Source organism: Paenibacillus sp. FSL R7-0210 (genome assembly GCF_038009085.1).
Classification (GTDB): Bacteria; Bacillota; Bacilli; order Paenibacillales; family Paenibacillaceae; genus Paenibacillus_AQ; species Paenibacillus_AQ silagei.
Genome location: NZ_JBBPAR010000001.1, coordinates 225,036 through 250,135, shown reverse-complemented (window position 1 = coordinate 250,135; position 25,100 = coordinate 225,036). Strand labels below are relative to the sequence as shown.

The 25,100-nt window shown below is 53.5% G+C and carries 25 protein-coding genes; 4 read left to right on the top strand and 21 right to left on the bottom strand.

Going from position 1 to position 25,100, the window contains the following annotated elements; translation table 11 throughout:
• Positions 1-38: 38 nt before the first annotated feature.
• From MKY64_RS01170 to nifB, 12 genes are all read right to left on the bottom strand, one after another.
• Positions 39-1,331, bottom strand: a complete 1,293-nt coding sequence (locus MKY64_RS01170) for a BclA C-terminal domain-containing protein (RefSeq protein WP_340950532.1) — start codon at positions 1,329-1,331, stop codon at positions 39-41.
• Positions 1,332-1,708: 377 nt separating this feature from the next.
• A complete protein-coding gene (locus MKY64_RS01165; RefSeq protein WP_076083110.1) occupies positions 1,709-2,479 on the bottom strand; it encodes a Cof-type HAD-IIB family hydrolase in 771 nt (256 codons plus the stop codon).
• A 396-nt stretch (positions 2,480-2,875) separates the two neighbouring features.
• A complete protein-coding gene (locus MKY64_RS01160) occupies positions 2,876-4,018 on the bottom strand; it encodes a homocitrate synthase/isopropylmalate synthase family protein (RefSeq protein WP_036723473.1) in 1,143 nt (380 codons plus the stop codon).
• A complete protein-coding gene (locus MKY64_RS01155; RefSeq protein WP_340950530.1) occupies positions 4,015-4,767 on the bottom strand; it encodes a HesA/MoeB/ThiF family protein in 753 nt (250 codons plus the stop codon). Before MKY64_RS01155 ends, MKY64_RS01160 begins: the two co-directional genes overlap by 4 nt.
• A gap of 256 nt (positions 4,768-5,023) precedes the next feature.
• The gene (locus tag MKY64_RS01150) at positions 5,024-5,590 is read right to left on the bottom strand and encodes a DUF269 domain-containing protein (RefSeq protein ID WP_340950529.1); all 567 of its coding nucleotides are present in this window, start codon (positions 5,588-5,590) and stop codon (positions 5,024-5,026) included.
• A complete protein-coding gene (gene nifX / locus MKY64_RS01145; protein WP_340950528.1) occupies positions 5,574-5,984 on the bottom strand; it encodes a nitrogen fixation protein NifX in 411 nt (136 codons plus the stop codon). The genes MKY64_RS01150 and nifX overlap by 17 nt, the downstream gene beginning before the upstream one ends.
• A complete protein-coding gene (nifN, locus tag MKY64_RS01140; protein WP_340950527.1) occupies positions 5,959-7,287 on the bottom strand; it encodes a nitrogenase iron-molybdenum cofactor biosynthesis protein NifN in 1,329 nt (442 codons plus the stop codon). Before nifN ends, nifX begins: the two co-directional genes overlap by 26 nt.
• Positions 7,277-8,641 carry a nitrogenase iron-molybdenum cofactor biosynthesis protein NifE gene (gene nifE, locus MKY64_RS01135; protein ID WP_340950525.1) on the bottom strand — a complete coding sequence of 455 codons (1,365 nt, stop codon included), beginning with the start codon at positions 8,639-8,641 and terminating at the stop codon, positions 7,277-7,279. Before nifE ends, nifN begins: the two co-directional genes overlap by 11 nt.
• An 88-nt stretch (positions 8,642-8,729) precedes the next feature.
• On the bottom strand, positions 8,730-10,289 hold the full coding sequence (nifK, locus tag MKY64_RS01130) for a nitrogenase molybdenum-iron protein subunit beta (RefSeq protein ID WP_340950523.1): 1,560 nt from the start codon (positions 10,287-10,289) through the stop codon (positions 8,730-8,732).
• Complete coding sequence (gene nifD / locus MKY64_RS01125; RefSeq protein ID WP_036723484.1) at positions 10,286-11,743, bottom strand: nitrogenase molybdenum-iron protein alpha chain; 1,458 nt, start codon at positions 11,741-11,743, stop codon at positions 10,286-10,288. Before nifD ends, nifK begins: the two co-directional genes overlap by 4 nt.
• A 222-nt stretch (positions 11,744-11,965) precedes the next feature.
• Positions 11,966-12,832, bottom strand: coding sequence for a nitrogenase iron protein (nifH, locus tag MKY64_RS01120; protein ID WP_339250748.1), 867 nt, complete (start codon positions 12,830-12,832; stop codon positions 11,966-11,968).
• Between the two features lie 6 nt (positions 12,833-12,838).
• Positions 12,839-14,206, bottom strand: coding sequence for a nitrogenase cofactor biosynthesis protein NifB (gene nifB / locus MKY64_RS01115; protein WP_340950520.1), 1,368 nt, complete (start codon positions 14,204-14,206; stop codon positions 12,839-12,841).
• Positions 14,207-14,775: 569 nt separating this feature from the next.
• On the opposite strand from nifB, the gene MKY64_RS01110 reads away from it, so the two are divergent.
• A complete protein-coding gene (locus MKY64_RS01110; RefSeq protein ID WP_076083072.1) occupies positions 14,776-15,603 on the top strand; it encodes a TerC family protein in 828 nt (275 codons plus the stop codon).
• Between the two features lie 549 nt (positions 15,604-16,152).
• On the opposite strand, the gene MKY64_RS01105 is transcribed toward MKY64_RS01110, so the two are convergent.
• Genes MKY64_RS01105 through MKY64_RS01095 form a run of 3 tightly spaced genes read right to left on the bottom strand, consistent with a single transcriptional unit; the run spans position 16,153 to position 18,660 of the window.
• Positions 16,153-16,905, bottom strand: coding sequence for an ABC transporter permease (locus tag MKY64_RS01105; RefSeq protein ID WP_340950519.1), 753 nt, complete (start codon positions 16,903-16,905; stop codon positions 16,153-16,155).
• A complete protein-coding gene (locus MKY64_RS01100; RefSeq protein WP_340950518.1) occupies positions 16,899-17,681 on the bottom strand; it encodes an ABC transporter ATP-binding protein in 783 nt (260 codons plus the stop codon). Before MKY64_RS01100 ends, MKY64_RS01105 begins: the two co-directional genes overlap by 7 nt.
• Positions 17,662-18,660: an ABC transporter substrate-binding protein gene (locus tag MKY64_RS01095; protein ID WP_036723493.1), complete on the bottom strand. Its 999-nt coding sequence runs from the start codon at positions 18,658-18,660 to the stop codon at positions 17,662-17,664. Before MKY64_RS01095 ends, MKY64_RS01100 begins: the two co-directional genes overlap by 20 nt.
• A 255-nt stretch (positions 18,661-18,915) precedes the next feature.
• Between MKY64_RS01095 and MKY64_RS01090 the strand changes: the two genes are divergently transcribed.
• Positions 18,916-19,377 carry a histidine kinase gene (locus MKY64_RS01090; protein WP_340950516.1) on the top strand — a complete coding sequence of 154 codons (462 nt, stop codon included), beginning with the start codon at positions 18,916-18,918 and terminating at the stop codon, positions 19,375-19,377.
• A gap of 251 nt (positions 19,378-19,628) precedes the next feature.
• Positions 19,629-19,814 (top strand): hypothetical protein, encoded by a 186-nt coding sequence (locus MKY64_RS01085; protein ID WP_340950514.1) that lies wholly within the window; start codon positions 19,629-19,631, stop codon positions 19,812-19,814.
• A gap of 108 nt (positions 19,815-19,922) precedes the next feature.
• Here MKY64_RS01085 and MKY64_RS01080 read toward each other — a convergent pair whose 3' ends face one another.
• From MKY64_RS01080 to MKY64_RS01070, 3 genes are read right to left on the bottom strand one after another with little or no spacing between them, the layout of a single operon-like run.
• Complete coding sequence (locus MKY64_RS01080) at positions 19,923-20,759, bottom strand: alpha/beta hydrolase (RefSeq protein ID WP_340950512.1); 837 nt, start codon at positions 20,757-20,759, stop codon at positions 19,923-19,925.
• A 51-nt stretch (positions 20,760-20,810) separates the two neighbouring features.
• Positions 20,811-21,233 carry a MarR family winged helix-turn-helix transcriptional regulator gene (locus tag MKY64_RS01075; RefSeq protein WP_340950511.1) on the bottom strand — a complete coding sequence of 141 codons (423 nt, stop codon included), beginning with the start codon at positions 21,231-21,233 and terminating at the stop codon, positions 20,811-20,813.
• A 59-nt stretch (positions 21,234-21,292) separates the two neighbouring features.
• Positions 21,293-21,649 carry a winged helix-turn-helix transcriptional regulator gene (locus MKY64_RS01070; RefSeq protein ID WP_209876059.1) on the bottom strand — a complete coding sequence of 119 codons (357 nt, stop codon included), beginning with the start codon at positions 21,647-21,649 and terminating at the stop codon, positions 21,293-21,295.
• Between the two features lie 186 nt (positions 21,650-21,835).
• Here MKY64_RS01070 and MKY64_RS01065 point away from each other — a divergent pair, with 186 nt between their 5' ends.
• Positions 21,836-22,366 (top strand): NAD(P)H-dependent oxidoreductase, encoded by a 531-nt coding sequence (locus MKY64_RS01065; protein WP_340950509.1) that lies wholly within the window; start codon positions 21,836-21,838, stop codon positions 22,364-22,366.
• Between the two features lie 7 nt (positions 22,367-22,373).
• Here the strand turns inward: MKY64_RS01065 and MKY64_RS01060 are convergent, their stop codons facing one another.
• The 3 genes from MKY64_RS01060 to MKY64_RS01050 form a co-directional block, all read right to left on the bottom strand.
• The gene (locus MKY64_RS01060; RefSeq protein WP_340950507.1) at positions 22,374-22,670 is read right to left on the bottom strand and encodes a nitroreductase family protein; all 297 of its coding nucleotides are present in this window, start codon (positions 22,668-22,670) and stop codon (positions 22,374-22,376) included.
• Positions 22,639-23,133, bottom strand: coding sequence for a nitroreductase family protein (locus MKY64_RS01055; protein WP_340950506.1), 495 nt, complete (start codon positions 23,131-23,133; stop codon positions 22,639-22,641). The genes MKY64_RS01060 and MKY64_RS01055 overlap by 32 nt, the downstream gene beginning before the upstream one ends.
• Positions 23,134-23,358: 225 nt before the next feature.
• A complete protein-coding gene (locus MKY64_RS01050) occupies positions 23,359-25,080 on the bottom strand; it encodes a protein O-GlcNAcase (protein ID WP_340950505.1) in 1,722 nt (573 codons plus the stop codon).
• Positions 25,081-25,100: the final 20 nt, after the last annotated feature.

Below are 25,100 nucleotides of genomic sequence, written 5' to 3'. Positions count from 1 at the left end.
TCTAAACAACCCTGCTCTTTATCCTTGCAGTTGATCTGCTAGGCCAGCTGCTTAATCACAATCGAAGCATTGACATTGGCTTGTGTGCCCCCAGCCAGCGTCTGCAGTGTGACGGCGGCAGACGAGCTGTGATTCCGGAGCGTCAGCACATCACCTGAGGATAAAGCGATGATCGCCTGCCCGGTATTCTGCTGAGTGCCTGCGCCCGATCCGTAGACCGTTCCCGGAACCTGTGCCCCATTCACGAATAGGGCGAACTGGCTGGGCTCCACACCGGATACCGAGAAATTAACCTCATAGATTCCGGCATTGGCAACCGAAATTGTAGTTGTCCCAGGGGCATGTGTAATTCCCGGGGTAATCAGCCCATTTGTATCAAAAGACACATCTGCCTCAATCGGCACTACCTGTGCTCCGAGGTTATATACATAAGCGAACTGGGCGATTCCTCCAGCCGCTCCTGTGGCCCCGGTTGCACCCGCTGGACCGGCAACTCCTGTTGCCCCTGTGGCTCCAGCTGGCCCTGCTACACCTGTAGCCCCTGTGGCTCCAGCTGGCCCTGCTGCACCTGTAGCGCCTGTGGCCCCGGCGGGTCCGGCTGCTCCAGCTGCTCCGGCAGGACCTGCCGGGCCTACAGGGCCTGCCGCTCCGCCCGCTCCTGCGGGACCTGCCGGTCCTACTGCTCCCGCAGGTCCTGCGGGTCCTGGTGCGCCCGCTGGCCCTGCCGGGCCAATCCCTCCCAGCGCTCCGGCTATCCCAGCTGCTCCCGCTGCACCTAACGCACCGGCTGCTCCAGCTGCTCCTGCGGCTCCGAGTGCACCCTGAGCTCCGGCTGCACCCAATGCTCCGGCGGCTCCCGCTGCACCCAGAAGCCCGGCAGCCCCGGCTACTCCACGGGCACCAGCTGCCCCGCCTGCTCCTGCTGCCCCGCCTGCTCCTGCGGCTCCCAGCGCACCAGCCGCTCCCGCGGCTCCAAGTGCACCCGCTGCTCCCGCTGCTCCAACCGCCCCAAGCGCACCGGCCGCTCCTGCGGCTCCGAGCGCACCTGCGGCTCCGGCGGCTCCCAGCGCTCCTGCGGCTCCGGCTGCTCCAGCTGTTCCCAGTGCTTCTACAGCTCCAGCCGCATTCAAGGCTCCTGCGGCTCCGGCTGCACCCAAAGCACCTAATGGAATATTAACGCGGACAATTTGCTTTTTGACGATAATATTTTTCTTGCAGCTGCAATTGTTGTCCTTCCGTTTTCTCACGGGACGTTTCGCTCTCGGCAAAGGGCATCCCATAAGCTCCTCTGTGCAGCTCCGCTTTTTCTTCTTATGTTCCGTACGACCCATATTTGACACCTCCTATAGACTCTATGTATCCTACTCCGTTCACCCAGAAAGGGCATGGACATTCATCCTGTAGGCAAATAATTATTTTATGGAAAAGTGGTTAATTGTACAGGATGGACAAGCTCAATTCACCCCGTCAGGCCGGAATTTGTTCTCATACCCGCTCACCACCCGTCCACCAAAAACATATACTATTGCCGGACAAAAAGCTTTCATTGCCCCGTTGATCATATTTGATTGCAATGCAAAAAAAGAGTATTCCATTGCATAAACTGCAATCGAATACTCGTCCAGTAAAGCACCATGCTAAATCCGGGAGTAAGAATATCCCCTCAAGAGTTCAATGAAGTGAGACCATAGCAACCGAGTGCTCCTATTTACAGCAGCCCGACCATCTTCAAGCCTTCATAGATCCCGTCCTCGCGGACAGATTTCGTAATGAAGGAGGCGGCCGCCTTCGCTGCCTTCTCGCCGTTGCCCATGGCAATGCCATACCCGACATACCCCAGCATCTCCACATCATTCAGGCCATCGCCAAAAGCATAGACCTCTTCCTTCTTCACCCCGATCACCTTCAACATCTCCGCGATCCCATTCGCTTTGGAGCCGTTGCCGGGCAGCACATCCATACACAGCGGGTGCCAGCGGATGAAATTCAGCTCCGGGTACCGCTCGGCATAGATCTGCTGACTCTCCTGCGGACAGAAGATCATCGCCTGGTAAATGTCATTCTTCAGGAAATATCCGGCGTCATGCGTCGGAAATACCAGCTTCAGCGAACCAACGCTCGTATTGATGTACTCATGATCGGCCACATTCACTCTCATGCCCGCCGTATCTGTATACGCAACAGGGTGATCCAGCTTCTCCGCGAACAAGGTCAGCTCCTCCAGCACGCTGGTCGCAATCGGGTTCTTGTACACCGGCTTCCCTTCATAGACTACATACTGCCCGTTCAGCGAGACATATGAGTCAATTCCCAGCTCCTCGCGCAGCCCCTCGAACATATAATCCGCTCTTCCGGTAGCAATTGCTACATGGTGCCCGCGTCTCTTCAGCTCCGCTATCGCTTCTCTGGTGGAAGCCGGAATATTCTTGTCTTCATCATAGATCGTACCGTCAATATCGAAAAAAATCGTTTTCTTCAAAGTGATGCCTTCCCTTCTCCATACGCTCTGCCTATTTACAGCCTGCTCAAATTGTAACAAAATCCTCCGTCAAAGTAGAGTCTATTCTCCCCCCGGCCTGCAAGCCCCGGATATCATCAGCCGTTGTATTCCAAAAAAAGCTGCGCCGCACTCCACATGGAGGACAGCCCAGCTTAAGCATCAGCATATATAAAACGCACTTAGAGTAGAACTCAAAGCTTGGTCGTCACTGCGGTGAACATTTGGACTTCCGGCCGCTGTTGTATTTTGGATTTCCTAATTGCAACCACTCCTCGTGGTAGAAATCCAAACACAAAGGCGGTCGCTATCGCTCCTACAGTTCCAAATTTCCCCTCCGCTTCTTTTTGCTTTTTGTTAAATTCTTTAGTGCGTTGCCTATACCGCATTCTGCGCGCGCTGCTGCTCTTCCATCAGCCACTGCAGCAGCATGACTTCCGGCACAGTGCCCTTGCGGGCCTCCGCGTAGGCACGGACCTTCTCCAGCAGACGGCCGGCCGTCTCGGCGCTGACCGCAAGTCCCTGCTGCTCCAGCACATGGGCCACGCCGCCGCTGCCGGAATGCTTGCCCAGCACATAGCGGTGCGCGCGGCCGACCACCGCCGGATCGAAGAACTGATACGTCTCCTGCTCCTTCATAAGCCCGTCCACATGAATCCCGGATTCATGGGTGAAGGCGAGCTGTCCCACGACCGGCTTCGCATCGCCGACACTGCGGCCGGACGCGGCGATTACCTTGTCGGCGAGGCCCTGGAGCCCCTCCAGCCGGACCGCGCATTCCCCGCCGTACAAATAGCGCCAGGCCATGGCTACTTCCTCCATGGCCGCATTGCCGGTCCTCTCGCCGATCCCGGCCACCGTGGTACTGGCCCACACCGCTCCGGCAGCTATTCCGCTGAGCGTGTTCGCACAGGCCAGCCCGAAGTCATTGTGGCAGTGTACCTCCAGCTCCACATCCTCAGGCACTTCTCCCAGCAGCCGGCTTACCCGCTCTGCCATCTGGCCCGGATGATGGGCCGAGACAGTATCTGCATACCGGAACCGGCGGATGCCTTCCTTGTATAAGGTATTCACCACTTCAATCAGGAAGCTCATATCCGCCCTTGAGGAATCCTCCATGCCTGCCGATACGGTCATGCCCTGCCGCAGCCCGTACTCCACGGTACGCAGCAGCTTGTTCAGACCTTCCCGGGGCGTCAGCCCCAGCTTGCCCTGCAGCTGAATCTCCGACACCGGGATGGAGATATGGCTCCAGTTCACGCCGGTAGCCTTGGCCTTGTCAATATCCCCTGGCACCGAGCGGTTCCATGTCATTAGCTTCATGGGTAATCCCAGCTCAGCAACAGCGGCAATATCCTCCTGCTCCCGCTTGCCCATGGCAGGAATGCCTACCTCTGCCTGCTCTACTCCGCTCTCCGACAGCAACTTTGCGATTTCCAGCTTTTCCGCCCTCGTGAATGATACTCCAGCCGCCTGTTCACCATCCCTGAGTGTCGTGTCACATAGCTTGAGACGTTTCACGGTTTACCTCCCTCTCCGCAGCAAGCGCAATTCGGATTACGGGCAATACGGACGCTATAACAGGCGAAGTCGAGTGAGCTGAAGCGATGCATTACGCCCGCGTAAGTTGTCCCTACCCCTGTAATCCATTTTACGGCCTCCAGCGCTGCCAGACAACCGGCAATCCCGGAGGTGGCGCCCAGAACCGGGAACCCGAGCGGCTCCCACTGCGGCGGCAGTTCCGGATACAGGCACTCGAGGCAAGGCGTAAGTCCGGGAATCACCGTAGTAAGCGATATTTCAAAGCCATACATGGCCGCTTCCACCATAGGTGTATTCGTATCGACACATAGCCGGTTCAGCGCATAACGCTCCGGGAAGTCGTAGCGGGCATCGATCACAAGATCGGCCGATTCCACCCAGGGGCGTGCCTGAGGATATTCAATTCTGGAATTATAGCCTTCAATCTCTACATGCGGATTCAGCTGCTTCAGCCGGGCAATCGCCGTACTCATCCGCTCCTGACCCAGATGCCCGCTGTCCATCAGAATCTGCCGGTTCAGGTCAGGGGCTACAATGACCCCCTCATGGGCCAAAATAAGCCGGCCTACTCCAGCCGCCGCCAAATAGAGGGCAGCCGTTCCGCCAAGCCCGCCGATTCCGGCGACCATAACCGTCGCTTCCTTCAGCGCCTTCTGCCCGTCTTCCCCGACCAGCTTCAGCTGCCGGGTGTACCGTTCCAGCTCCAACCCTCCGGCAAGCTGCTCCATCCCTGACTCCCCCCCTGTAACCAGTTATATAAGACGTACTTAAGGTTTAAACTTGAAGCTTTATCGTCACTGCGGTGAACATTTGGACTTCCGGCCGCTGCCCGTCAACAGATTTCTTGAATTTTCCCGCTGTTCGCGGTTGAAATCCGTTGACAAAGGCGGTCGCTACCGCTCCTACAGTTCCAAATTTCCCCTCCGCTTCTTTTGCTTTTTGTTATTTTTTTAGTGTTTCTTATATAGATATTCCTTTCTTACTCTAGCCCTCCAGGCTAAGCAGGCCGTGCGCTGAAGTCAGCTCTTTATATTTCTCCAGCCATGCCATTCCTTCTTCAATGCACTCCACCCCGTACGAGATCGTCTTCTCTGCCGAAGTGAACGGGAAGGGGAAGCCGGCCCGCAGGCTTTTAAGCACCACAATGACTCTGCCGCTGTAGAGCAGCCCCCGTCCGAAGCCCTCGCCGTTAATCTCCGCTGTACTCTGGATCATAAGGCCGGTTCTCTCCTCCATAACGCCTGCCATGGCCTGGAACAGCAGCGGCACCTGCTGGCGGACCTTGGGCGACACCGCGCAATTGAATTCCGATTGATCCTTATCCCCGGCAGACGCCAGGAACAGCTTCGCGATCTTCTCCAGCGGAGGAAGACTGCTGTTACGTCCAAAGAAATCTCCGGCATCCAGAAGATGACACAGACGCCGGATCAGAGCATCTGCGGTCTCCGGATCCAGCTCCTTGCGCGCTCTGGGACTGCGCTGTCTCACCGCCACAGCTCCCGGAACCACCGTACCCTGCAGCGCCGCACTCTCATTAGCCATGGGTTCCATCCGCTTCTCCTCCTTCATTCTCTTCCGCTTCCTCCGCCCGCAGCACCTTGGCCAGCCACATCGGAGGCTTGCCTTGAAGCATCTCGACCAGCCGCTTCAGCTGCTCCTCGATAGGGCTGCCGAACGGAACCTTCACCGGCATAATCTTCCGGCGTGTTACCCGCGCAGCGGCCGATGCGCCGATCTGCATGATGAAGATCAGGGTGCAGTCGTCTACGGAATCCAGGCGGCTGTCGATTTTGCCAGCTTCATCCTGGTGCGGTACGGCAGACAGTCTGCGCAGCTCCACCAGCTCGGCCCCGGCTTTCGTTACATTATATACAGCGAACATCGGACTCTGTCCGAAATGCGCATTCACACGGCTTCCATCATCTGTGGCGAACGCTACTTTCACGGTGCCCTGCCTCCCTTTGCATTAACAGATTACCTGCCTTATTGCTCCATTCCATCGCTCCCCGGTACCCGGCCGAGACAGACATGTAAGCGCCAAGCTCATTCCAGACCGGGAACCCGGCCGGCATGAACGCGGCACCGATCCGCTGTGCCCCGGCGATCCCGTGGGAATTGCTGATCCAGAGATCCGCTCCCTTGCCCAGCACCTCGGCATCATCCAGATCGCCCACCCACACCTCGCGCTCCATTCCGGCAATGAGCGGGGTCTCGAACGAAGTGATCAGCGCCTTCTGCTCTACGCCCAGCTCCTCCAGCCACCCCGAGACCGAATGCAGATGATCCGGTTCCAATGCGGCAACAACCGACATTCCGGCAAATTGAAAATGGGCGTCCAGCATGCTGTCGAGCAGATTCTCCCGCTGCCAGCAATACCGCAGCGGCACCGGCTCCCCGCTGATCTGATGCAGGAAATGGAGCAGTTCATCGGTCGCTTTAAGCCCCATTGACCCTTCGAATACCTTATACGGGGTCCCTATCGCATTATGCAGCCGTCTGGCCGGACGTTCCATGCTGCCGCCCACGGCAATCGTCAGCCCGGACTGCAGGCTCTGGAGCATAGAATCCAGCGGAACCCCGCCGCGCGTCAGCGGCGAGAAGCCGGTCAGCAGATGGCCAGACAAGGAGGTCGAGATATCCGGCAGCGCAATCACCTCGAAGCCGAACGAGGAGATGATCTCCTTCAGCTCCATCACATCGGCCGGAGTTAAGAACGAACCCGGTAACAAGGTAATCTGCCGGGTGTTCACGCTTCTTTGACCCCGGTGTCCTACCTGCTGGATCATCTCGTCGATCATAGACTCCACCGTAGAGCTGAAGCCCGATTCCAGCGATCCGCGAAAATCAGGCAGCACCACGGAGAAGGCGAGACCTCCGCGCAAATTCCGCTCTCTTTTATACGTCTTAAGCATGTTCTGATAATCCACACCGGCCACATCGGTCAATTCCGTCCCAATGATGCCGATGATATCCGGGCGGTGCTTGCTCAGCACCAGATTCAGCGCCTCCTCCAGATTGCGGTTGGCATCGAAGATGACATCCATCTCCTGCAGCGCCGAGGTCTGAACGGCTATCGGTTCCCGGAAATGCCGGGTCAGGAGCGCCTTCGGAAAAGCGGAGCAGCCCTGGGAGCCGTGAATCAGCGGCATGGCGCGGTAACAGCCCTGCAAGGCCAGTACGGCACCCAGCGACTGCCCGATCTTCATCGGGTTGACAGATGCGGGCTTTTTTCTCCGGTTAACGGTCATAGGGCGGTGCCTCCTTATCCCAGGGAGCGGGGCTTGCTGCCAGCTTCCAGATCGGGTTCGCAAGTGAATAGGTCAACTCTTTGGCCAGCCGCAGCAGCCCTTCATATCCGGCATACGCTTTGTGGCGCTCCTGATTAATATCAATGAAGGGAATCTGCTCTTTCATCGCCACATACATATTGCGGCCGCCGGCAATCATAATATCCGCCTTGCGCTCTCTTACCGTCTTAATAATCCGGCTGGCCCCGCCCTCGGGAATGTATTCTGTATCATCACCCACACGGTCGGCAATCCGCCGCACATCATCCTCCGTGCTTTTGTTCGTCCCTACCCCGACGACCTGAACGCCCAGCTCCTTCAGGGCCGAGATGACGGACCAGCTTTTGACGCCGCCCGTATAGAGTACAGCCCGCTTCCCCCTCAGCAGCTTGCGGTAAGGCCGCAGCTCCTGGCTTAAGCGGGCTTCCTCCCGCTCGGTGAGCCGGTCCACCCGCCGCTCCATCTCCCGGTCATTCATCAGATAGGCCATCTGGCGCAGCGAATAGGTCGTCTCCTTCGCACCATAGAACGAGCCTTCGAAATACGGGATACCGTATCTCGCCTCCATCTCCTTGGCAAAGCCCAGCAGCGCCCGGCTGCAGACCACCATATTCACTCTCGCCCGGTGCGCCCACGTAATTTCTTTATAGCGGGCATCCCCCGTAATCCGCGAGGTTACGGCGATCCCGGCGCTGTTCATCAGCTTCTCAATATCCCACATCTCACCGGCGATATTGTACTCCCCGATCAGGTTGACCCCCAGGGCCGTCTCCGGGTCCGGCTCTCCCGTCCCGATGACATACTGCAGCAGCGCATCCCCCGCCAGCCGGTTCCCGAGATTCTTGCTGCCGACAAAGCCAGGGCTGTTCACCGGGATAACAGGAATCCCGATCCGGTCCCCCGCCTCCTTGCAGACCGCATCCATATCTTCGCCGATCAGCGCGGTCACGCAGGTTGAATATACAAATATTGCCGGAGGCGCAAAGCGCCCGGCAATATAATCAATGCTGTCCTTCAATTTCTTCTCGCCGCCAAAAATAATATCAGAATCCGTAAGATCCGTAGCGAAGCCGTATTGGGACAGGGAGGGGCCGCTGGATAACGCGCCTCTGCTCTCCCAGCTGTTTCCGGCGCAGGCAATCGGTCCGTGAACCAGATGCGCAGCATCCATAATCGGCAGCAGCGTGATCTGGGCTCCGTCGAAGGAGCAGCCTCCAGCAGCTTCGCCCGGCTTGGGCCTTGGACAGGGCTTCGCCTTAGGCGCTATACTCCCGCAAGCCTGGGAATCAAAATCATCTTGCCGTAAAGGGTCCATCGGCTCTTCATCTCCTTCGCTTAAGAGGCTTGTGTTCCACACGAATCTTGCGCACTTCTATCTTATTAATGGCTAAAGACAAACGGCTCTAGCGCACCAGCTCAAAATTAAAGCCGGAGTTATGATCATCAAGCTGCTGCAAAATCGTGTTCACGATCAGGCTGAGCAGGTTGAGTGTTCCCTGATACCCGATAATCGGATAACGGTGCATATGATGGCGGTCGAAGATCGGGAAGCCGACCCGCACCAGCGGCACCTCCGCATCCTTGGCGGCAAACTTCAGATGGGAGCTGCCAATCGCCAGATCCACCTTGTCATTCAGCAGCAGCGAGCGCATATGCCACAGGTCTTTGCCGACATGCACAGTAGCTTCGGTGCCATACGGGCTTGCTGCTAGCAGCGATTCAGCTTCGTCCTTGAACTTCACTTCATTGAAATCCACATCACCGTTCGAGCAGATAATGTGCACCGGCTCCATCCCGGTCTCCAGGCAGAACCCGATCAGGCCGATGAGCAGGTCCGGGTCGCCTACCAGCGCTACCCGCTTGCCATGCAGATAAGGGTGACTGTCCATCAGCGCATCCACGACACGGCCGCGTTCTTCCGTGAGTATTGCTGGAATCGGGAGACCGGTCAGTTCGCTGATCGTATCCAGCAGCGTATCTGTGCCCTTAATGCCCAGCGGCGTGGATAACGCTGCCAGCTGCTGGTGCCAGGTACCGCTGATATATTCCTGGGTCTTTTTCAGCGTATACTTTTGCAGGGACAAGGTGGCAAGCGCATTGGCTGCCTGCGGAACATCCGCAAGCTTCGTGCCGCCGTAGTAGTATTCATACTCTCCGGTTGCCGGTGAATCGTAGTTCCCGCTGTGGTCTCCAAGTATGGTGTACTTGGTATCGAAGGCTCCCAGAATCTTGCGCAGCTCCGCGAAGTTCCCGGTGTATGGCTCAAAGCCCAGCATCACATTCAGCTTCTCTCCACTCTCCGCGCCGCTTCCCGGCTTGCTCTCGATACCCGAACGGGTGTAGAGGTAGCTCAGGATACCCTTGATCATGGCGTCGTAGCCAGTGATATGTGAGCCGACGAAGCTCGGCGTGTTGCAGTAGGCTACCGGATATTCCTCACTGATCACCCCTTTAATGCGGGCATTGCCGATAAAAGAGTTCAGGTCATCCCCGATGACCTCAGCCATACAGGTGGTACAGATCGCAACCATCTCCGGTTTGTACAAGGCGACACTGTTCTCTAGACCGTCAATCAGGTTATTCATCCCGCCGAATACAGCGGCATCCTCTGTCATGGACGTGGACACGGACGGCGTAGGCTCCTTGAAGTGGCGGCTGAGATGGCTGCGGAAGTAGGCGTTACAGCCCTGCGACCCGTGTACGAACGGCAGTGTCTTCTCGAATCCGAGCGCGGCCATGACCGAACCCAGCGGCTGGCACGCTTTATGCGGATTGATCACCACATTCTGGCGGTTGAAATTCTTCTCCATATATTCGGCGGACTTGGAGTACGCGAGTGCTTCGGCGGTCTCCTGCTCGCTGCAGGGCGCTTCGAACTGCTTCTTGTTCTCCCGCTGCTGCACATAACGCTCTTCCTTGAACAAGCTGGTATTATCTTTAATGTTCAGTTCATCCCTGCTCATACGCCCGCCTCCTTCGGCTCCATTGTTCCTTGTCTGCTCACCAGATCCCATACCGGGCTGTTCACGGTCATATCCATATCCTTAGCGAACACCTTAAAGCCGTCGAAGCCGTGATACGGGCCGCTGTAATCCCAGGAATGCATCTGACGGAACGGCACGCCCATCTTGTGATAGACATATTTCTCCTTCACGCCTGAGCCCACCAGATCAATGTTCATCTTCTTCGTGAGCTCTTCCAGCTCATAAGCTGTAGGATCATCCATGACAATGGTTCCCTCGGCAAGCATCGGGAGCATCTTCTCATAGTCATCCTTATGGGCGAATTCATAACCGGAGGCTACGATATCCATCCCCAGATCTTCATAAGCACCGATGGTATGGCGGGAACGCAGGCCCCCGATCATCAGCATGACGGTCTTATTTTCCAGACGAGGTCTGTATTTGCGGATCACTGCATCCATGACCGGCTTGTATCTGGCAATCATCTGCTCGCAATTCTCTTGAATTGTCTCATCGAACAAGGCTGCAATCGCCCGCAGGCTCTCATACGTCTTCGTAGGCCCGAAGAAATTGTATTCCAGATAAGGGATACCGTAGGTTTTCTCCATATGGTCTACCATATAGTTCATGGAGCGATGGCAGTGGATCAGGTTCAGCTTCGCCTTGTGGGCTACCTCCAGCTCGTTCAGAGAGCCGTCACCGGACCACTGGGCAATAACGCGCAGGCCCATCTCTTCCAGGAGGATACGGGAGGCCCAGGCGTCGCCGCCAATGTTATAGTCGCCGATGATATTCACATCGTAGGGACCGGTCTCCGCCAGCTCGGCACGGCCCATCACGAAGTCACGGATCGCATCGTTCGCAATATGATGGCCCAGCGACTGGCTGACTCCGCGGAAGCCTTCGCAGCGTACCGGAACAACCGGCATTTCCAGCTCCTTGGACATCTTCTTCGACACCGCTTCGATATCATCACCGATCAGGCCGACCGGACATTCCGACTGGACAGAGATCCCCTTAGCCAGCGGGAACATCTCGGTAATCTCACGCATAATGACGGCCAGCTTCTTATCCCCGCCGAACACAATATCCGTCTCCTGAAAATCACTGGTAATCTGCATCGCCGTAAAGTTATCGATGCCAAGCGTCCCATTCGCAAAGTTACGGCGTGAGCCCCAGCTATACTGTCCGCAGCCCACCGGCCCGTGACTGATATGGACCATATCCTTGATCGGACCCCAGACCACCCCTTTGGAGCCGGCATAGGCGCAGCCGCGCGGGGTCATGACACCCGGACGGGATTTGATATTGGACTTTACCGCACAGGTGCTGCAATCAATGGCCTTTTCATCCGCCACCTGAAAATGCTTCTCACGGTCCTTCCGCGCCTTTTTGGGATAGGCTTCCAGAATCTCTTCAACCAGCTTCTGATTCTCTTCAATATTGAGTCCCATGGTTTGACCCTCCTTTTCTTAATGGCTTACCTATGAGTTGAACTTAAAGCGTGGTCGTCACTGCGGTGAACATTCGGACTTCCAGCCGCTGTTGTCTCCAGATGTTTTTTATTATTCCGCTTAGCGGATAACATCCGGAGACAAAGGCGGACGCTACCGCTCCTCCAGTTCCAAATTTCCCCTCCGCTTCTTTACGCTTTTTGTTAAGTTCTTCAGTAAGCCTTATTGCCCGGAAGCCGCCAGCTTCTTGATCGCAGCTTCTTCATCTTCAATGATGCCGAATTCCATCAGCAGCTCTTCCAGCTCTTCCATCGAGATCGGGGTAGGGATCGTCAGCATTTTGTTATTGAGGATTTTCTCGGCCAGTATTTCATATTCTTTCGCCTGCTGGTGCTCAGGATTATATTGGGCTACGGTCATTCTGCGCAGCTCAGCATGCTGAACGATGTTGTCGCGGGGAACAAAGTGAATCATCTGTGTGTTCAGGCGGCGGGCCAGCTCCATGATCAGCTCATCCTCACGGTCTGTATTCCGGCTGTTGCAGATCAGGCCGCCGAGTCTTACGCCGCCGCTAGTGGCATATTTCAGGATACCTCGGGCGATATTGTTCGCTGCGTACATCGCCATCATCTCGCCGGAGCAGACGATATAGATCTCCTGGGCCTTGCCCTCACGGATCGGCATGGCGAACCCGCCGCATACTACGTCACCCAGTACGTCATAGGAGACGAAATCCAGATCCTGATAGGCGCCCTCCTGCTCCAGGAAGTTAATTGCAGTGATAATCCCGCGTCCTGCGCAGCCTACCCCCGGCTCCGGTCCGCCGCACTCTACGTTAATAATGTCGCCGAAGCCTGTCTGCAGCACATCCTCAAGCTCCAGGTCCTCTACGGAGCCAAGCTCAGCCGCCAGCTCCAGCACGGAGTTCTGGGCTTTGGTATTCAGGATCAGACGGGTGGAATCCGCCTTCGGGTCGCAGCCTACGATCATGACTCTTTGTTGGAATTTGGTTGCCAGCTGAGCCAGGGTGTTTTGTGAAGTTGTCGATTTACCGATACCGCCTTTACCGTAGAACGCGATTTGTCTCATTGTTCATCATCCCTTCGAAATGTTTAGTTTTTCAAAATAAGAGCTGTACTTCACGCTTTCGAGAATGGCTTCCTGAATGCCGCCTTTGCGGACAAGAGGCAGGACACCGATTGCGTTCAGGCTGGCCCTTGGGGCCTCGCCGATGCCGGAGCAGAGAAGAATACGGCAGTCACTTAGAATTGATATAATTTCTTGCAGCGTAGCTGCTTTGTCACCGTTACAATCGGCCTTGCCATGGCAATAGGCTTGGATCTTGCGGACACCCAGGAGCTGTACATCCGTTCCGTCGGTGTCGTAGACCAGGAACTCAGTGGCATGACCGAAATGCTGATTCACCTTGTCGCCGCCTCTGGTGGCAACCGCGACCCGTGTCTTCGGCCCGCCGGCCTGAATGCGTCTGGCCTGTCTGGCCAAGACGCGCTCGCGGATCTTGGTGTCCAGCTCACGCTGGAACATCGCCCGGGCTTCTTCATTAATGACTGGCTCAGCCTCCATCGCTTCGAGCGGAAAATCGGGATTGCGGTCCTGGCCCAGCAGCCCGATCGCATCGGCCCGGCACTGCCGGCAATGGCGCATAACCTTCATTCCCCCGCGGCCCAGCTGCTCCTGCAAATTAAGCAATTCCTTCGGACGGGGTGCCTTGCGGCCATCCGCTTCATACTGGCTGCCCGGTGCGATAATAAGCGGTGTTACATTGTGCAGCGTGGCTCCGAGCTCTTTTACCCGCGCTGACACTGCAGTCAGATGATGATCGTTAACCCCCGGAATCATAATGGAATTCACTTTGACCAGAATCCCCAGCTTCGCCAGCATCTCAAGTCCCAGTAATTGACGGCGGATCAGCAGCTCGGCTGCCTCTCTGCCTTCGTACCGTACGCCTTCATCGAACACCCAGGGATAAATCGCCTGGCCGACCTCAGGGTCAATGGCGTTGATGGTGATCGTGACATGGCGAATGCCCAGCTCCATAATCTCATCCACATGCCGGTACAGCGTGAGTCCGTTAGTGCTGAGACAGAGGGAGACATCAGGCACATGCTTCCTGACCCGGGCGAAGGTATCGAAGGTCTGCTCCGGGTTCGCCAGCGGATCTCCGGGTCCGGCTACACCCACGACCGAGAGCTGCATCAGCCCAGCGGCAACTCCCCGCACCTTGCGTTCCGCCTGCTCCGGAGTAAGCACCTCACTGACCACGCCCGGCCTGCTCTCATTCACACAGTCGAACTTGCGGTTACAGTAATTGCACTGGATGTTACAGGCGGGAGCAACCGGGATGTGCATCCGGGCATAGAAACGGTGGGCCTCCTCGCTGTAGCAAGGGTGGCGGCTAATCTCCTCTTCCGCTTCACTTGATAGACATGACGGCTGCATCATTTCCCACCTCCTAAAAGTTTATGGTTCAAATAGCCTTTGTTTTGGTTAATGTTATTTTATCTAACATTAATTTCACTTGGCCGCTTTAATTAGTTTCATCATATTTTCATTACCGGGGATCGTCAATTAGTCCAACGTTCGTTTTGCCCTTTATTTCCTTTTGTTTGCAGTTTCGCCATATGACATGTCAACTTACATGACTCACACTTATCATGTTTCCGTTTTCAGGCCTGTCATTTCTATTGATAGTTGTTCTTACAAAAACATTGACAACACCTCTTAACTCGGATATGATACTTTTAGCCAGAAACGAATCACCTAAAATTTCATATAATCCCGTAAAGGGGAGTAGCTGTTAGATAAAATCGTCAATACGAGAATATGAGGATATTCTCCGGTTTTATCGGCAATAGATTATTGTTAGCGAGACCTTTACCAACCAGGTTACCTTTATTCCAAAGGCTAATCTGTTTGGTAAAGGTCTTTTTTATATATATTTTTGGTTAAACTAATGGTATCACCGTTAGTTTCTCAAAAAGCAGCTAAACCCACTTGAGGAGGAAACAGCAATGGATTGGGGATTATTATTAGAGTACGGATGGGTATTGCTCGTTCTCGTAGCACTGGAAGGGCTGCTTGCCGCAGACAACGCACTTGTACTCGCAATTATGGTTAAGCATCTTCCTGATGAGGAACGTAAGAAGGCATTGTTCTACGGATTGGCTGGAGCGTTTGTGTTCCGGTTCGGATCGCTGTTCGTCATCTCCTATCTGGTAGACATCTGGCAGGTACAAGCCATCGGTGCGCTATATCTGTTATTTATCGCGGGGAATCACATCTTCCGAAAAGTGTTATTCGCTAAGCCGGTCACGGAAGACGCCGCTGAAAGCGGAAGCCCTGGAGCTGTAAATAAGAAGAAAGCCAGCTTCTGGTTCACCGTACTTAAGGTCGAGGTAGCAGATATTGCCTTTGCTGTAGACTCCATCCTCGCAGCCGTAGCCCTGGCCGTTGCTCTTCCGGCAAGTGGTATCCGCAACATCGGCGGCCTCGACGGCGGACAGTTCCTTGTAATCTTCGCGGGCGGGTTCATTGGTCTCGTGATTATGCGGTTCGCTGCTTCCTTCTTCGTTAAGCTGCTTCACACCCGTCCGGGTCTTGAGGTTGCTGCCTTCTTCATCGTCGGCTGGGTAGGGGTTAAGCTCGCAGTCATCACGCTGGCCCATCCTGCTCTGGGTGTATTGTCTGAAGACTTCGCACACAGCACCTGGTGGAAACTGACCTTCTATGTAGTTCTGATCATCATTGCAGCTACAGGCTGGTTCATGAGCAGTGTCAAGACCGAAGAGAATGTCGGCGAGAATCCTGTCAAGGAAGTCGATAAGCAGCTCGGTAAATAATCTATATTAGAAAGAAAAGCTCTATAAGATGCCCTTAAGATTAGAACTCAAAGCTTGGTCGTCGCTGCGGTGAACATTTGGACTTCCGGCCGCTATTGTATTTGAATTTCCTGATTGAAACCGCTGCTCGCGGTAGAAATCCAAATACAGCTTTTGCTTACGATGCGAGCTTTCCTTCGGAAAGCTTTCAGGCGGTCGCTTCCGCTCCTACAGTTCCAAATTCCCCCTCCGTTTCTTTTTGCTTTTTGTTAATTCTTTAGTTCGTCTTATATAGTCCATAAAAAAGAAATCGCCCCTTTGGGATGGATGGTCGATCTTCCATCTTACCAAAAGGGCGATTTCTTTTTGAGTTTTTGAAACTTAGATGTATTGTATACCGCTTAAACAGCGGAGAGGACGGAACGATTGTGTAGAAGCGGCAGCGGTCGCCTTGGTCTCCGGATTTTCACCACATAGGGGAATAAAAAAAATCTGGAGACCACAGCGATTGGAACAACGGTCCGTTCGCGCAGCGTCCACCCAAGTGCTCACGTTGCTCCCACTCAAACACTATCTCCGCCACTTCATGAATCTGTAATCCAGCACATCCACCAGCAGGAACAGCACGAATCCCACCAGACTGAACAGCATAATTCCGGCATACATCTCAGGGTAGTCCAGCCGCAGCCAGGCATCCATGATAAAGAAGCCCATGCCATGCTCCGTGCCGTAGATTTCGGTGAAAAAGAGTACGGAAATCGCTGTACCCAGCGAAATGCGAATCGTACTGAGGATCACCGATAAAGCGCCGGGAAGCGTCACATTCCAGAATTTCTGCATCGTGCTGGCACCAATACTCGTCAGGACATCATAAGTACTCTCAGGAATAGCCTTCACACCATCGCGTACCGAGATAATGACCTGAAACAGCAGGATCAGCATAATCATCAGCACCTTGGAGGTTTCTCCGAGACCGAAGAAGAGCATAACCACCGGCAGCAGCGCAATTTTGGGAATCGGATAGGTCAGATAGACGACCGGGTCCAATATCCGGTTCCAGAAAGGAGAGCGGCCCATTAGCAGACCGGCCAGCAGCCCCAGCAGCAGAGCCAGCAGCACACCTTCCGTAATCCGCATCAGGCTGTAGCCTACATTCAGCACCACATCATGGGCCCCGAGCTGAAACATTGCCTTATAGACCGCGCCGGGGCTGGGCAGAATCGCGTGATTCATCAGCAGATAAGCGACATACCAGACTGCATTCATTCCGGCAAAAACAAGCAGCAGGCGCAGCAGGTGAATAAAATGCCGTCGTTTTACCATTTCTCCATCATTACCTTTCGGATTCTCTTCGTCTGCTCGAAGTATTCATCGCTCTCCCGCTTCTGGGAATGCTTCATGGCAAATACAGCAGCGTTATCGAGAATCTCCGGCGGCTCCTGCTGGCCCGGCAGCATGATGATAATCTTCTGTCCCAAGAGAATCGCCTCCTCCACATCGTGGGTCACGAACAGCGTGGTCGCCGGATGCGCCTGCCAGTTGTCGATAAAAATCTGCTGCAGCCCTTCCCGCGTAATGGCATCCAGCGCCGAGAACGGCTCATCCAGCAGCAGAAGCGTCGGCAGTATGGCAAAGGCGCGGGCAATGGCCACCCGCTGCTGCTGACCGCCGCTCAGTGAGAGCGGAAACCGGCCGGCGAGCTGGGCGATTCCCATGGATTCAAGCCAGTGCATAATTTGCCGGTCCTGCTCCCGCCGATTGTGGCCTGCCCCGCCCGGACGGGCGATCCGCATCGCAATCCGAATGTTGTCACGGACCGTCTTCCAGGGCAGCAGACCATAATTCTGCGGCACGAGCCCGATCAGCGTGTCCTTGTCATGGACAGATCTGCCATTGAAGAGCAGTTCGCCTTCGTAACCGGGCAGCAGTCCGGCAATCGCCCGCAGCAGCGTGGATTTGCCGCTGCCCGAGGGACCGATCACCGTATAAATCCCGTGCTCCGGCAGGGTCAGGTTCATTTCCCCCAGGGCCAGCTGCCCGTTCTGATAAGCTACATGGAGCTGATTAATGCGGAGACCGCTATTTTTTAAACTGGACATCGGAGATCACATCTTCAGCCGATAGCGTTTTGGTCAACAGTCCTTTTTCACGGGCCCAGGCAAAAGCAGCCTCCACTTCCTTCACATCCACCTGGTTCGCAGGCAGATACTCCGGCACCTTAATCTCATTCTTCAGCGTATCGGGATAGCCCACTTCCTTAATAATCAGGTCGATATATTCCGATTGGTCATGCGTCTTCATATAATCGACAGCCTCATCATAAGCGGCGTACATATCGCGGATTCCCTGACCCTTGGCATCAATGGCACTCTGTGGAAAAGCCAGCACAAACGGATTGATCCCCGCACTATGGGTGGAGCTGAGAACGCGCAGACCGGCAGTACGGCCCATGGTGACAAAAGGCTCCGGCAAAACAGCCGCATCCGCCTTATGATTCTTAAGCAGCTCCAGACGCGTTGGAATCTGCGGCACTTCCGTTACAGTAATATCGGCTTCCGTCAGGCCTGCCTGCTTCAGCATCATGGCAACGGTATACTGGGTTGAGGTATTCTTGGACAGGATGACGGTCTTCCCCTTCAGATCCTTTACCTCTTTCACTTCATCATTTCCGGTCAGCAGGTCGAATTCACCTGTGGTCGTGCTGGTGATTTTGACATCGAGTCCTGCTTCATTATAGATCGAGATTGCCACCAGATCCGCACTGAGGCCATCTACCTTACCCGCCTGAAAAGCCACATCACGATCCTTCGCGCTCTTGAAGGTCTGGATATCCAGGTTCACATGATGCTTCTGATCAAATCCCTGCTCATGGGCAATAATAAATGGAATTGCATCGATGGATGGCAGCAGTCCCAGCGATATCGTAACGGCCTCAGCAGGTACAGCTGTAGCAGCTCCTGTATTAGTATCTTTGGCATTTCCTGCCTGATTTGCGCTACCGCATCCGGCAGCTACTACACTGACAGCAGCAGTCAGCACGACTAGCTTCATAAGGTGTTTCCAGTTTCTTGTCTTCATGAATCTTGATTCCCCCATCTCTTATCGGTTACGCTTCATGCGAATTTATTCACATACATAGTACACCCATTGTCCTATTTTGTATATTTATAAATTTAAGTATCAGTCTTCTAATGTCCAATATGTTCATGGAATTCTTTTTACAGCAGCACCCAATAATGACGCAAATATGCTATAATGACCTGTACCTATTCCTCAGGTATCCCCCCTTCAAGCAGCAGTCCTATTCCAACCCTATCTAAGGAGCTGTGCCCTATGAGCGATGTAATTCTCCAGCAGATTCTTGCCGAGCTGCAAGGAGTAAAGTCCGAAATTAACGGAATGAAATCTGAAATTGCAGGAATTAAGACCGAAATTGCAGGCATCAAATCCGATGTTAAAAATCTTCAGTCAGAATTCGCTACATTCAAGTCTGAAATTGTTGGCGAGTTGGTTATCATCAAGGATGAAATTGAAAACATCAAGAATGAAATTGAAAACATCAAGACCGACATCGTTACCATCAAGGATGATATCGAAAGCATCAAGGAAGATACGAAGCTAATCCCGCTTATTCAACAGGCGGTGTCCGAAGTGAATACTGAAGTCGTTGCTGGCCGGGATTCTCTGGAGCGGATTGACCGGAGCCTAAGAGGACATGACGCAACGCTGGATATCCTGGCCCGGCGCTCTATAGATCAGGAAGCTGAAATGAAACGTTTAGCTGCTTCTGCATAACACCCTGCCACTAAGCGACCGCCCTCCCGGCTGCCGCTTTTTTGTTGCCCGCACGCAGTCCATCTCACAAGGACATTGTTCTCTTATACAAATACAAAACCAGTTATGACAACATTATTCCTTATTTATTTGTCTTTAACAGGCGGACATTCCATTGCTTTATGGATTATGTATGTTATAATGAAAGCGTAACCAAAAGAGATGTCCCAGAGGTTCATTACCGTATTTCATCGCCAAGGAGGATGAATGCAATGCTGGCAGGAATTAAGGAACTGAAGAATTGGGTAACCGGGATGTGGCAGCCGGGGATGGCTTCCGGAGAAGAGGATTACCGGAGAATGGAATACAGCACACACCGCCATCTGCACACACCGCCAACGCCAAGCCCGCTAACTTACGAGCAGGAATCGCGCATCAAGACTGTCAAATTTCACTAATTTACAGTTAGATGTATATATAGAACACCCTTCACCTATTAGGTTAAGGCCGCTAAGGAACGGGAGCATCCCGGTTCAGGCGGCCTTTTATTTGTTGCACTTGATTCATTATCTTGCTAACCACCGCAGGATCGTCTGTGCCGCTTCCTGATAGCGCTGTCCTACGAGAAGGCCGGTATGGGTGGTGTTCCAAAGACCTGTGTAGGCTGCGCGGAAATACGCTGCATTAGCTCTGCCCCGGTGCTCATCCTCATCACTGTTAATGGCATGGATCACCAGACAAGGGCAAGTAATGAACCCGCTGTCTACGGATACCCCTGCTGCCCCGAAATGATAAGAAAAGGTTCGAAACGCCTTGGCGGACTCCATCGTCAGGTATTTTCGCTGAAACGCTATGTCTTCTACCGTCTCATCCAGGCTGATCTCCTCTTCGCGGACCGGTGCGGGTACTACGTTACCCGGTACTGTCTTAACGATATCCGTATAAGGGACCTCCTCATGTACCTCTCTGCATATACTTGAATCCATCAGCACAAGCCCGGCCAGCCTGGCTGTCTCCGCCACCTTCTGGCTTAGGATCCCGCCCATACTGAACCCGATCAGGACAGGAGCAGCTCCGCATTCAGCCTGAATTAACTGCACTATCTCATGGATATCCTCCAGATAATCTTCAAAGGTAATCTGTGTCATATCCAGCACCCGGCTCCGGTAATGACTTCTCAGATTCATCACATAACAGGTCCAGCCTTCACGAATGAAATGGGGAAGGTACTTGCTCCACATCCAGCTTCCGGTATACGCACCATGCACAAACAGCAGGGGTACCCTATCTTCCTGTTTTTGGCCTTCCCGCGCCTCCTCTCCCTTATAAATCTCCAGGTAGAGATCATGCTCACCGACATATTTCTCTGTATGCGGCGGTAATTCATCAGTGTAGTCTCTCATTATAATGTCCTCTCTATAATTAGTTTGACATCAAACTATAACACCAAATTTTTAGAAATTTTGATTGATTTTTATTAAAATCGTCAACAAAATCGTCTGCTCCTCTTCCGTGATATCGCGGTAGAACTGCTTCAGCATAGCAGAAGAGACCGATTCAAATACCGGCTCCAGCGCCTTCCCCTTCCCGGTTAGAGTAACGTATACGTACCGTGTGTCCTCCTGATCCCTCTCCTTCTTAACCAGTCCCAGCCGGACCAGCTTATCCACAAGTGCTGTAACCGTAGATTTGTCCTTATGAATATGTGCCGAGATCCCGGCCATGGTGAGTCTGTGCTTAGACAGCAGCGCATAGAGAATATCTCCGTGTGAGGTGGCAATGTCCTCTACTCCCTGCTTCTCCAGCTCTTGTAAGATGAACCGGTTAACCTTCTCGCGGATCTTGGATATAAGTGAAATAGCGTCTCTGGTCTCCATACAGGGATTATAGTTTGATATCAAACCATTGTCAATAGATTAGTACATCAGTTCTACTCCTATTCAGCGTCCTTATCAAGCAGCATGACTTCCTCACCCCGCTGCTGCCGGATCGCAATATTGGTTCTGCCCCAGGAGCACATCAGGTCAATGATTTCATTGGCTGTGACTCCATACTCGGTGATGTAATATTCCACTTTGGGCGGCATTTGGCTATAGACCACTCTGCCGATGATCCCGTCCCGTTCCAGCTCGCGGAGCTGCTGAATTAGAACTTTTTGCGAGATGCCCGGAATACTGCGCTGGAGTTCACTGGTCCTCTTGGTCCCCGACATCAGTATACATATGATCAGCGACTTCCATTTCCCGCCGATAATCTCAAGTGTTGCCTCGATCCCTAAATGATATTGCTTCATCCCCGGTACCTCCCCCATCTTAATTCGAACACTGCTTCTCTTAGCATGCCACAATATCCGGCAAAGTCTAGTGCACACCTTGAGGTAACCTTGTTACTTTATTGTGTGTATTTACATTTTCAGGAACTTACAAAATAATAGAAGCAGCTGCACAACCCAAATTATACACCGGAAAGGTGATCCCTAATGACAACCCTGGTAATCCTGGCACACCCCGATATAGAGGCTTCAAGAGTGAACCGGAGATGGAGACAAGAGCTGCTGCTGCATCCGGAGGACGTTACGGTCCACGAGCTCTACAAGGAGTACCCGGACTGGAGCATCGATGTTCCGCGGGAGCAGCGTTTATTGGAGGCGCATGACCTGATTATTTTCCAATTCCCCTTATACTGGTATAGCTACCCCCCGCTGCTGAAAAAATGGCTGGACGATGTGTTCACTCACGGCTGGGCTTACGGCTCAAGCGGAAACAAGCTGAAGGGTAAGAAGCTGGGCATAGCTATGACCATCGGCGATAAAAAGGAAAACTACCAGCCGGCCGGCTCTGTTTCTTTTACTGTAGATGAGCTCATCGCCCCGTTCCACGCCAGTGCCATCCATGTTGGAGCAATCGCCTTGCCTTACTTCGCCGTGTTCGGCGCTTCCTTCCAGGCGAGTGACGATGAAATTAATCAGAGTGCCGTGGATTATCTGGAGTATACTCTTCGGAACCGGTAATATTCCGCTATTCCCGCTTCTTCCCCACTGCGCCAAGATAGATCACAAACTCTTCATCTCCGTCCAGCGCCAAAATCTCGTCAATCAGCTTCTGGTCATAGATCCCGATAGCGCAGGCGCCTGCTCCGATCGATTCACTGGCTAGGTACAGATTCTGGCAGACATGTCCAACATCGATGAGGATTTTTTTGTGGGCTGAAATATCATACTTCCATTCAGAACGGTACGGTGTGGTACTCCAGGCGAACAGCACAGAAGCCTTGCGTGCAAAGTTAGGGACGAACGGGATCCAGCGTAATGGCATCAATCTTCTGCTCCAGCTCATCCAATTCAAACATAAACAAGAGCTGATGCTCCACAGAAAGGTATCTGTAAATCCCCTGCCGGATGCCTTCTAGCCGCATAATCATCAAGTAGGTCTCAAAGGTGTGTGTCGCGCCACTGCAGGGTACAGTCCGCAGCGTAAGCCCGTTCTTGTTCATTCCAGTAATCCCCTGGGTGGCCCACAATAAATAGGACAGCTCCTCCAGACTCAAAGTGTCCGCAGAATAGAAGCGTGTACTTCTTCTCTGCTCTATACATTCAAATATACTCTCTTTACTCACTATGTCTCTACTAACCTTTGGCAGATCAATAATTTGTGATTCCGCATGAAATGACTTTACAATCGGCGGTTGTGCAATGCCCTTAATCTTGTCTGTTTTGATCTGCGTGAATTCATGAAAATTGGATTTCAGAAAATTTCGTTGTTGTTCATATCTGGTCATAACAGTTCCTCCCGGATTACCTTAATAGCTATAATTTATCATTTGATAAAATTCAGATAGTGATCTAACTCACTCTTCCGTGATTTTGGCAAACAAAAAACCTCCCCTCACCCCGAAGGGAAAAGGAAGGCTTACACGTATTGTCATTGGAGTATGGCGGCAATATTTCCAGCATTACCTTTGATTTGTGTACGGTACTATGCATTAATCAGGATCAATAAGCGCTTAGATTACCACCTCATCCTCCAAAATCAGCCGGTATCCCTTCTTGCCTTCCCTGGCAGCAAGTCCCCAGGCCTCGGCTGCCATCCAGGCGGGATCACTCCCCAGCCGGACCTTAAAGGCCCGGCAAGCTTCGGCCCGCCTGCGCAATTCTTCGCCGGCCCCGGGTTTAGCCGTTCCGGCAATCTTCTGCCGCAAGGCTCTCCACAGCTCTACATCTGCCAGGGCTCTGTGCAGCCAGGGGCCTGCTTCCGTCTGGAACTTGGAATTCTCCATTTCAAGCAGCCTGCAGGAGACGCTCTCCAGGCGGGCGAAATACGCGTCAAGCCAGCGTATATCTCTGCTGTGCACAGCCTCTTTCTGTTCCTCATATCCACCGCTATAGAGCTGGCTATTGAGATTCTGGCGGCAGAAGAACATCATGTCGTCTGCCAGCTCTCCGGCAAATTCGCGGACCGACAGCTCCCAAGACAGCTCAGGCATATAACGCTCACTGTTCCACATATAGTGGGCCATGGTGTTCAGTGTAATTTTGGAGCATTCCCACTGCACCATCGGATTCGCTACCACGGCCTGATGTCCGGTCTGGCCAAGCCGGGAATAACGCCCGCGGACCGGGTCCAGAAACAACCGGTCATAGTCGGCATCATTGACAGGTATGTTGTCCCACAGCCACAGCTCATGCCCGTAATGGCTGTAATTCTCCTGTGCCGGTCTGCTCCCGACCTGCCGGGCAAAAACGGCAGATCCGGTCCAGAATATCTTGATATCCGTATGCAGCTTCTCGCGGATATCCCGCTTATATTCGGTATCCCAGGAGGACCAGTACTCAGAGGGGCACATCACCAGCATAACCTTCTGCAATTGACGGCTTAAATAGTCGTAGACACGGTTGGCCACATAAGCGTGTGCCAGTCCGGAGCGCTCAAGGTAATGAAGGTTCTCCCCTGACAAGGCGTAGTCGATGTCGTCCATCAGCAGAGCGAAATGCCGGACCCCGATGGCGATCATCGCTGCCAGCTTCGCTTCCAGACTGGCAAAATCCTCTTCACTGCGAAACTGCAGATCATTCCCCGGACTAATGCAATAATAGAAGTCCACCAGTTGCGTATCACATTCCTGCTTCAGCTCACGAATCTGCTCGAACAGATTCTCAGGATAAGGCTCACGCCATAGCTCGCGGTGATAGGGATCATCCTTGGGAGCATGCATGAAGGTATTCATCCGGTGAGCCGCCAGATAACGCACAGCATCCATCCGGTCCTCCCAGCTCCACGGCGTGCCGTAGAAGCCTTCAATAATGCCGCGGACCGGAAAAGAGGGCTCATCGTGAATGGTCGCCACAGGCAAGCGGCACTTGCCTTCATCTAGGCTCAGCAGCCAGTGCAGAGCATCTATTCCATACCTTAGTCCCCTCTTATTGGAGGCAGCTATGGTAACTGTGCCGTCCTTACGGATATCCAACAGATAGCCATCCGCCTTAAGCGATCCCTCGTATTCCAACTCCAGCTTGATATTGCCAGGTTCGGGTGCTTCCTCATTTTCTCCAGACGGCTCAAGGATCACAATCGGGCCTTCGGCGGCAAGCGGCCACTCCCACTTCTGGATCATGGAGAACTTTGAAGTCAGCTCGATTCTCAACTGCTGCCCTTCCACCACCAACTCTTCACCCTGATCGTAATAGTCCCGAAAGTAATACTGCCGTTCCCTTAACGGCATCGTCATATACATATCTCCTTCAGCCC

Coding starts and splice junctions, on each gene's coding strand:
- MKY64_RS01170 (WP_340950532.1), bottom strand. CDS start 1,331: ATGGGTCGTACGGAACATAAGAAGAAAAAGCGGAGCTGCACAGAGGAG.
- MKY64_RS01155 (WP_340950530.1), bottom strand. CDS start 4,767: ATGGAGCAGCTTGCCGGAGGGTTGGAGCTGGAACGGTACACCCGGCAG.
- MKY64_RS01150 (WP_340950529.1), bottom strand. CDS start 5,590: ATGGAACCCATGGCTAATGAGAGTGCGGCGCTGCAGGGTACGGTGGTT.
- nifN (WP_340950527.1), bottom strand. CDS start 7,287: ATGACCGTTAACCGGAGAAAAAAGCCCGCATCTGTCAACCCGATGAAG.
- nifE (WP_340950525.1), bottom strand. CDS start 8,641: ATGGACCCTTTACGGCAAGATGATTTTGATTCCCAGGCTTGCGGGAGT.
- nifK (WP_340950523.1), bottom strand. CDS start 10,289: ATGAGCAGGGATGAACTGAACATTAAAGATAATACCAGCTTGTTCAAG.
- nifD (WP_036723484.1), bottom strand. CDS start 11,743: ATGGGACTCAATATTGAAGAGAATCAGAAGCTGGTTGAAGAGATTCTG.
- nifH (WP_339250748.1), bottom strand. CDS start 12,832: ATGAGACAAATCGCGTTCTACGGTAAAGGCGGTATCGGTAAATCGACA.
- nifB (WP_340950520.1), bottom strand. CDS start 14,206: ATGATGCAGCCGTCATGTCTATCAAGTGAAGCGGAAGAGGAGATTAGC.
- MKY64_RS01110 (WP_076083072.1), top strand. CDS start 14,776: ATGGATTGGGGATTATTATTAGAGTACGGATGGGTATTGCTCGTTCTC.
- MKY64_RS01105 (WP_340950519.1), bottom strand. CDS start 16,905: ATGGTAAAACGACGGCATTTTATTCACCTGCTGCGCCTGCTGCTTGTT.
- MKY64_RS01100 (WP_340950518.1), bottom strand. CDS start 17,681: ATGTCCAGTTTAAAAAATAGCGGTCTCCGCATTAATCAGCTCCATGTA.
- MKY64_RS01095 (WP_036723493.1), bottom strand. CDS start 18,660: ATGAAGACAAGAAACTGGAAACACCTTATGAAGCTAGTCGTGCTGACT.
- MKY64_RS01090 (WP_340950516.1), top strand. CDS start 18,916: ATGAGCGATGTAATTCTCCAGCAGATTCTTGCCGAGCTGCAAGGAGTA.
- MKY64_RS01085 (WP_340950514.1), top strand. CDS start 19,629: ATGCTGGCAGGAATTAAGGAACTGAAGAATTGGGTAACCGGGATGTGG.
- MKY64_RS01080 (WP_340950512.1), bottom strand. CDS start 20,759: ATGAGAGACTACACTGATGAATTACCGCCGCATACAGAGAAATATGTC.
- MKY64_RS01075 (WP_340950511.1), bottom strand. CDS start 21,233: ATGGAGACCAGAGACGCTATTTCACTTATATCCAAGATCCGCGAGAAG.
- MKY64_RS01070 (WP_209876059.1), bottom strand. CDS start 21,649: ATGAAGCAATATCATTTAGGGATCGAGGCAACACTTGAGATTATCGGC.
- MKY64_RS01065 (WP_340950509.1), top strand. CDS start 21,836: ATGACAACCCTGGTAATCCTGGCACACCCCGATATAGAGGCTTCAAGA.
- MKY64_RS01060 (WP_340950507.1), bottom strand. CDS start 22,670: ATGCCATTACGCTGGATCCCGTTCGTCCCTAACTTTGCACGCAAGGCT.
- MKY64_RS01055 (WP_340950506.1), bottom strand. CDS start 23,133: ATGACCAGATATGAACAACAACGAAATTTTCTGAAATCCAATTTTCAT.
- MKY64_RS01050 (WP_340950505.1), bottom strand. CDS start 25,080: ATGACGATGCCGTTAAGGGAACGGCAGTATTACTTTCGGGACTATTAC.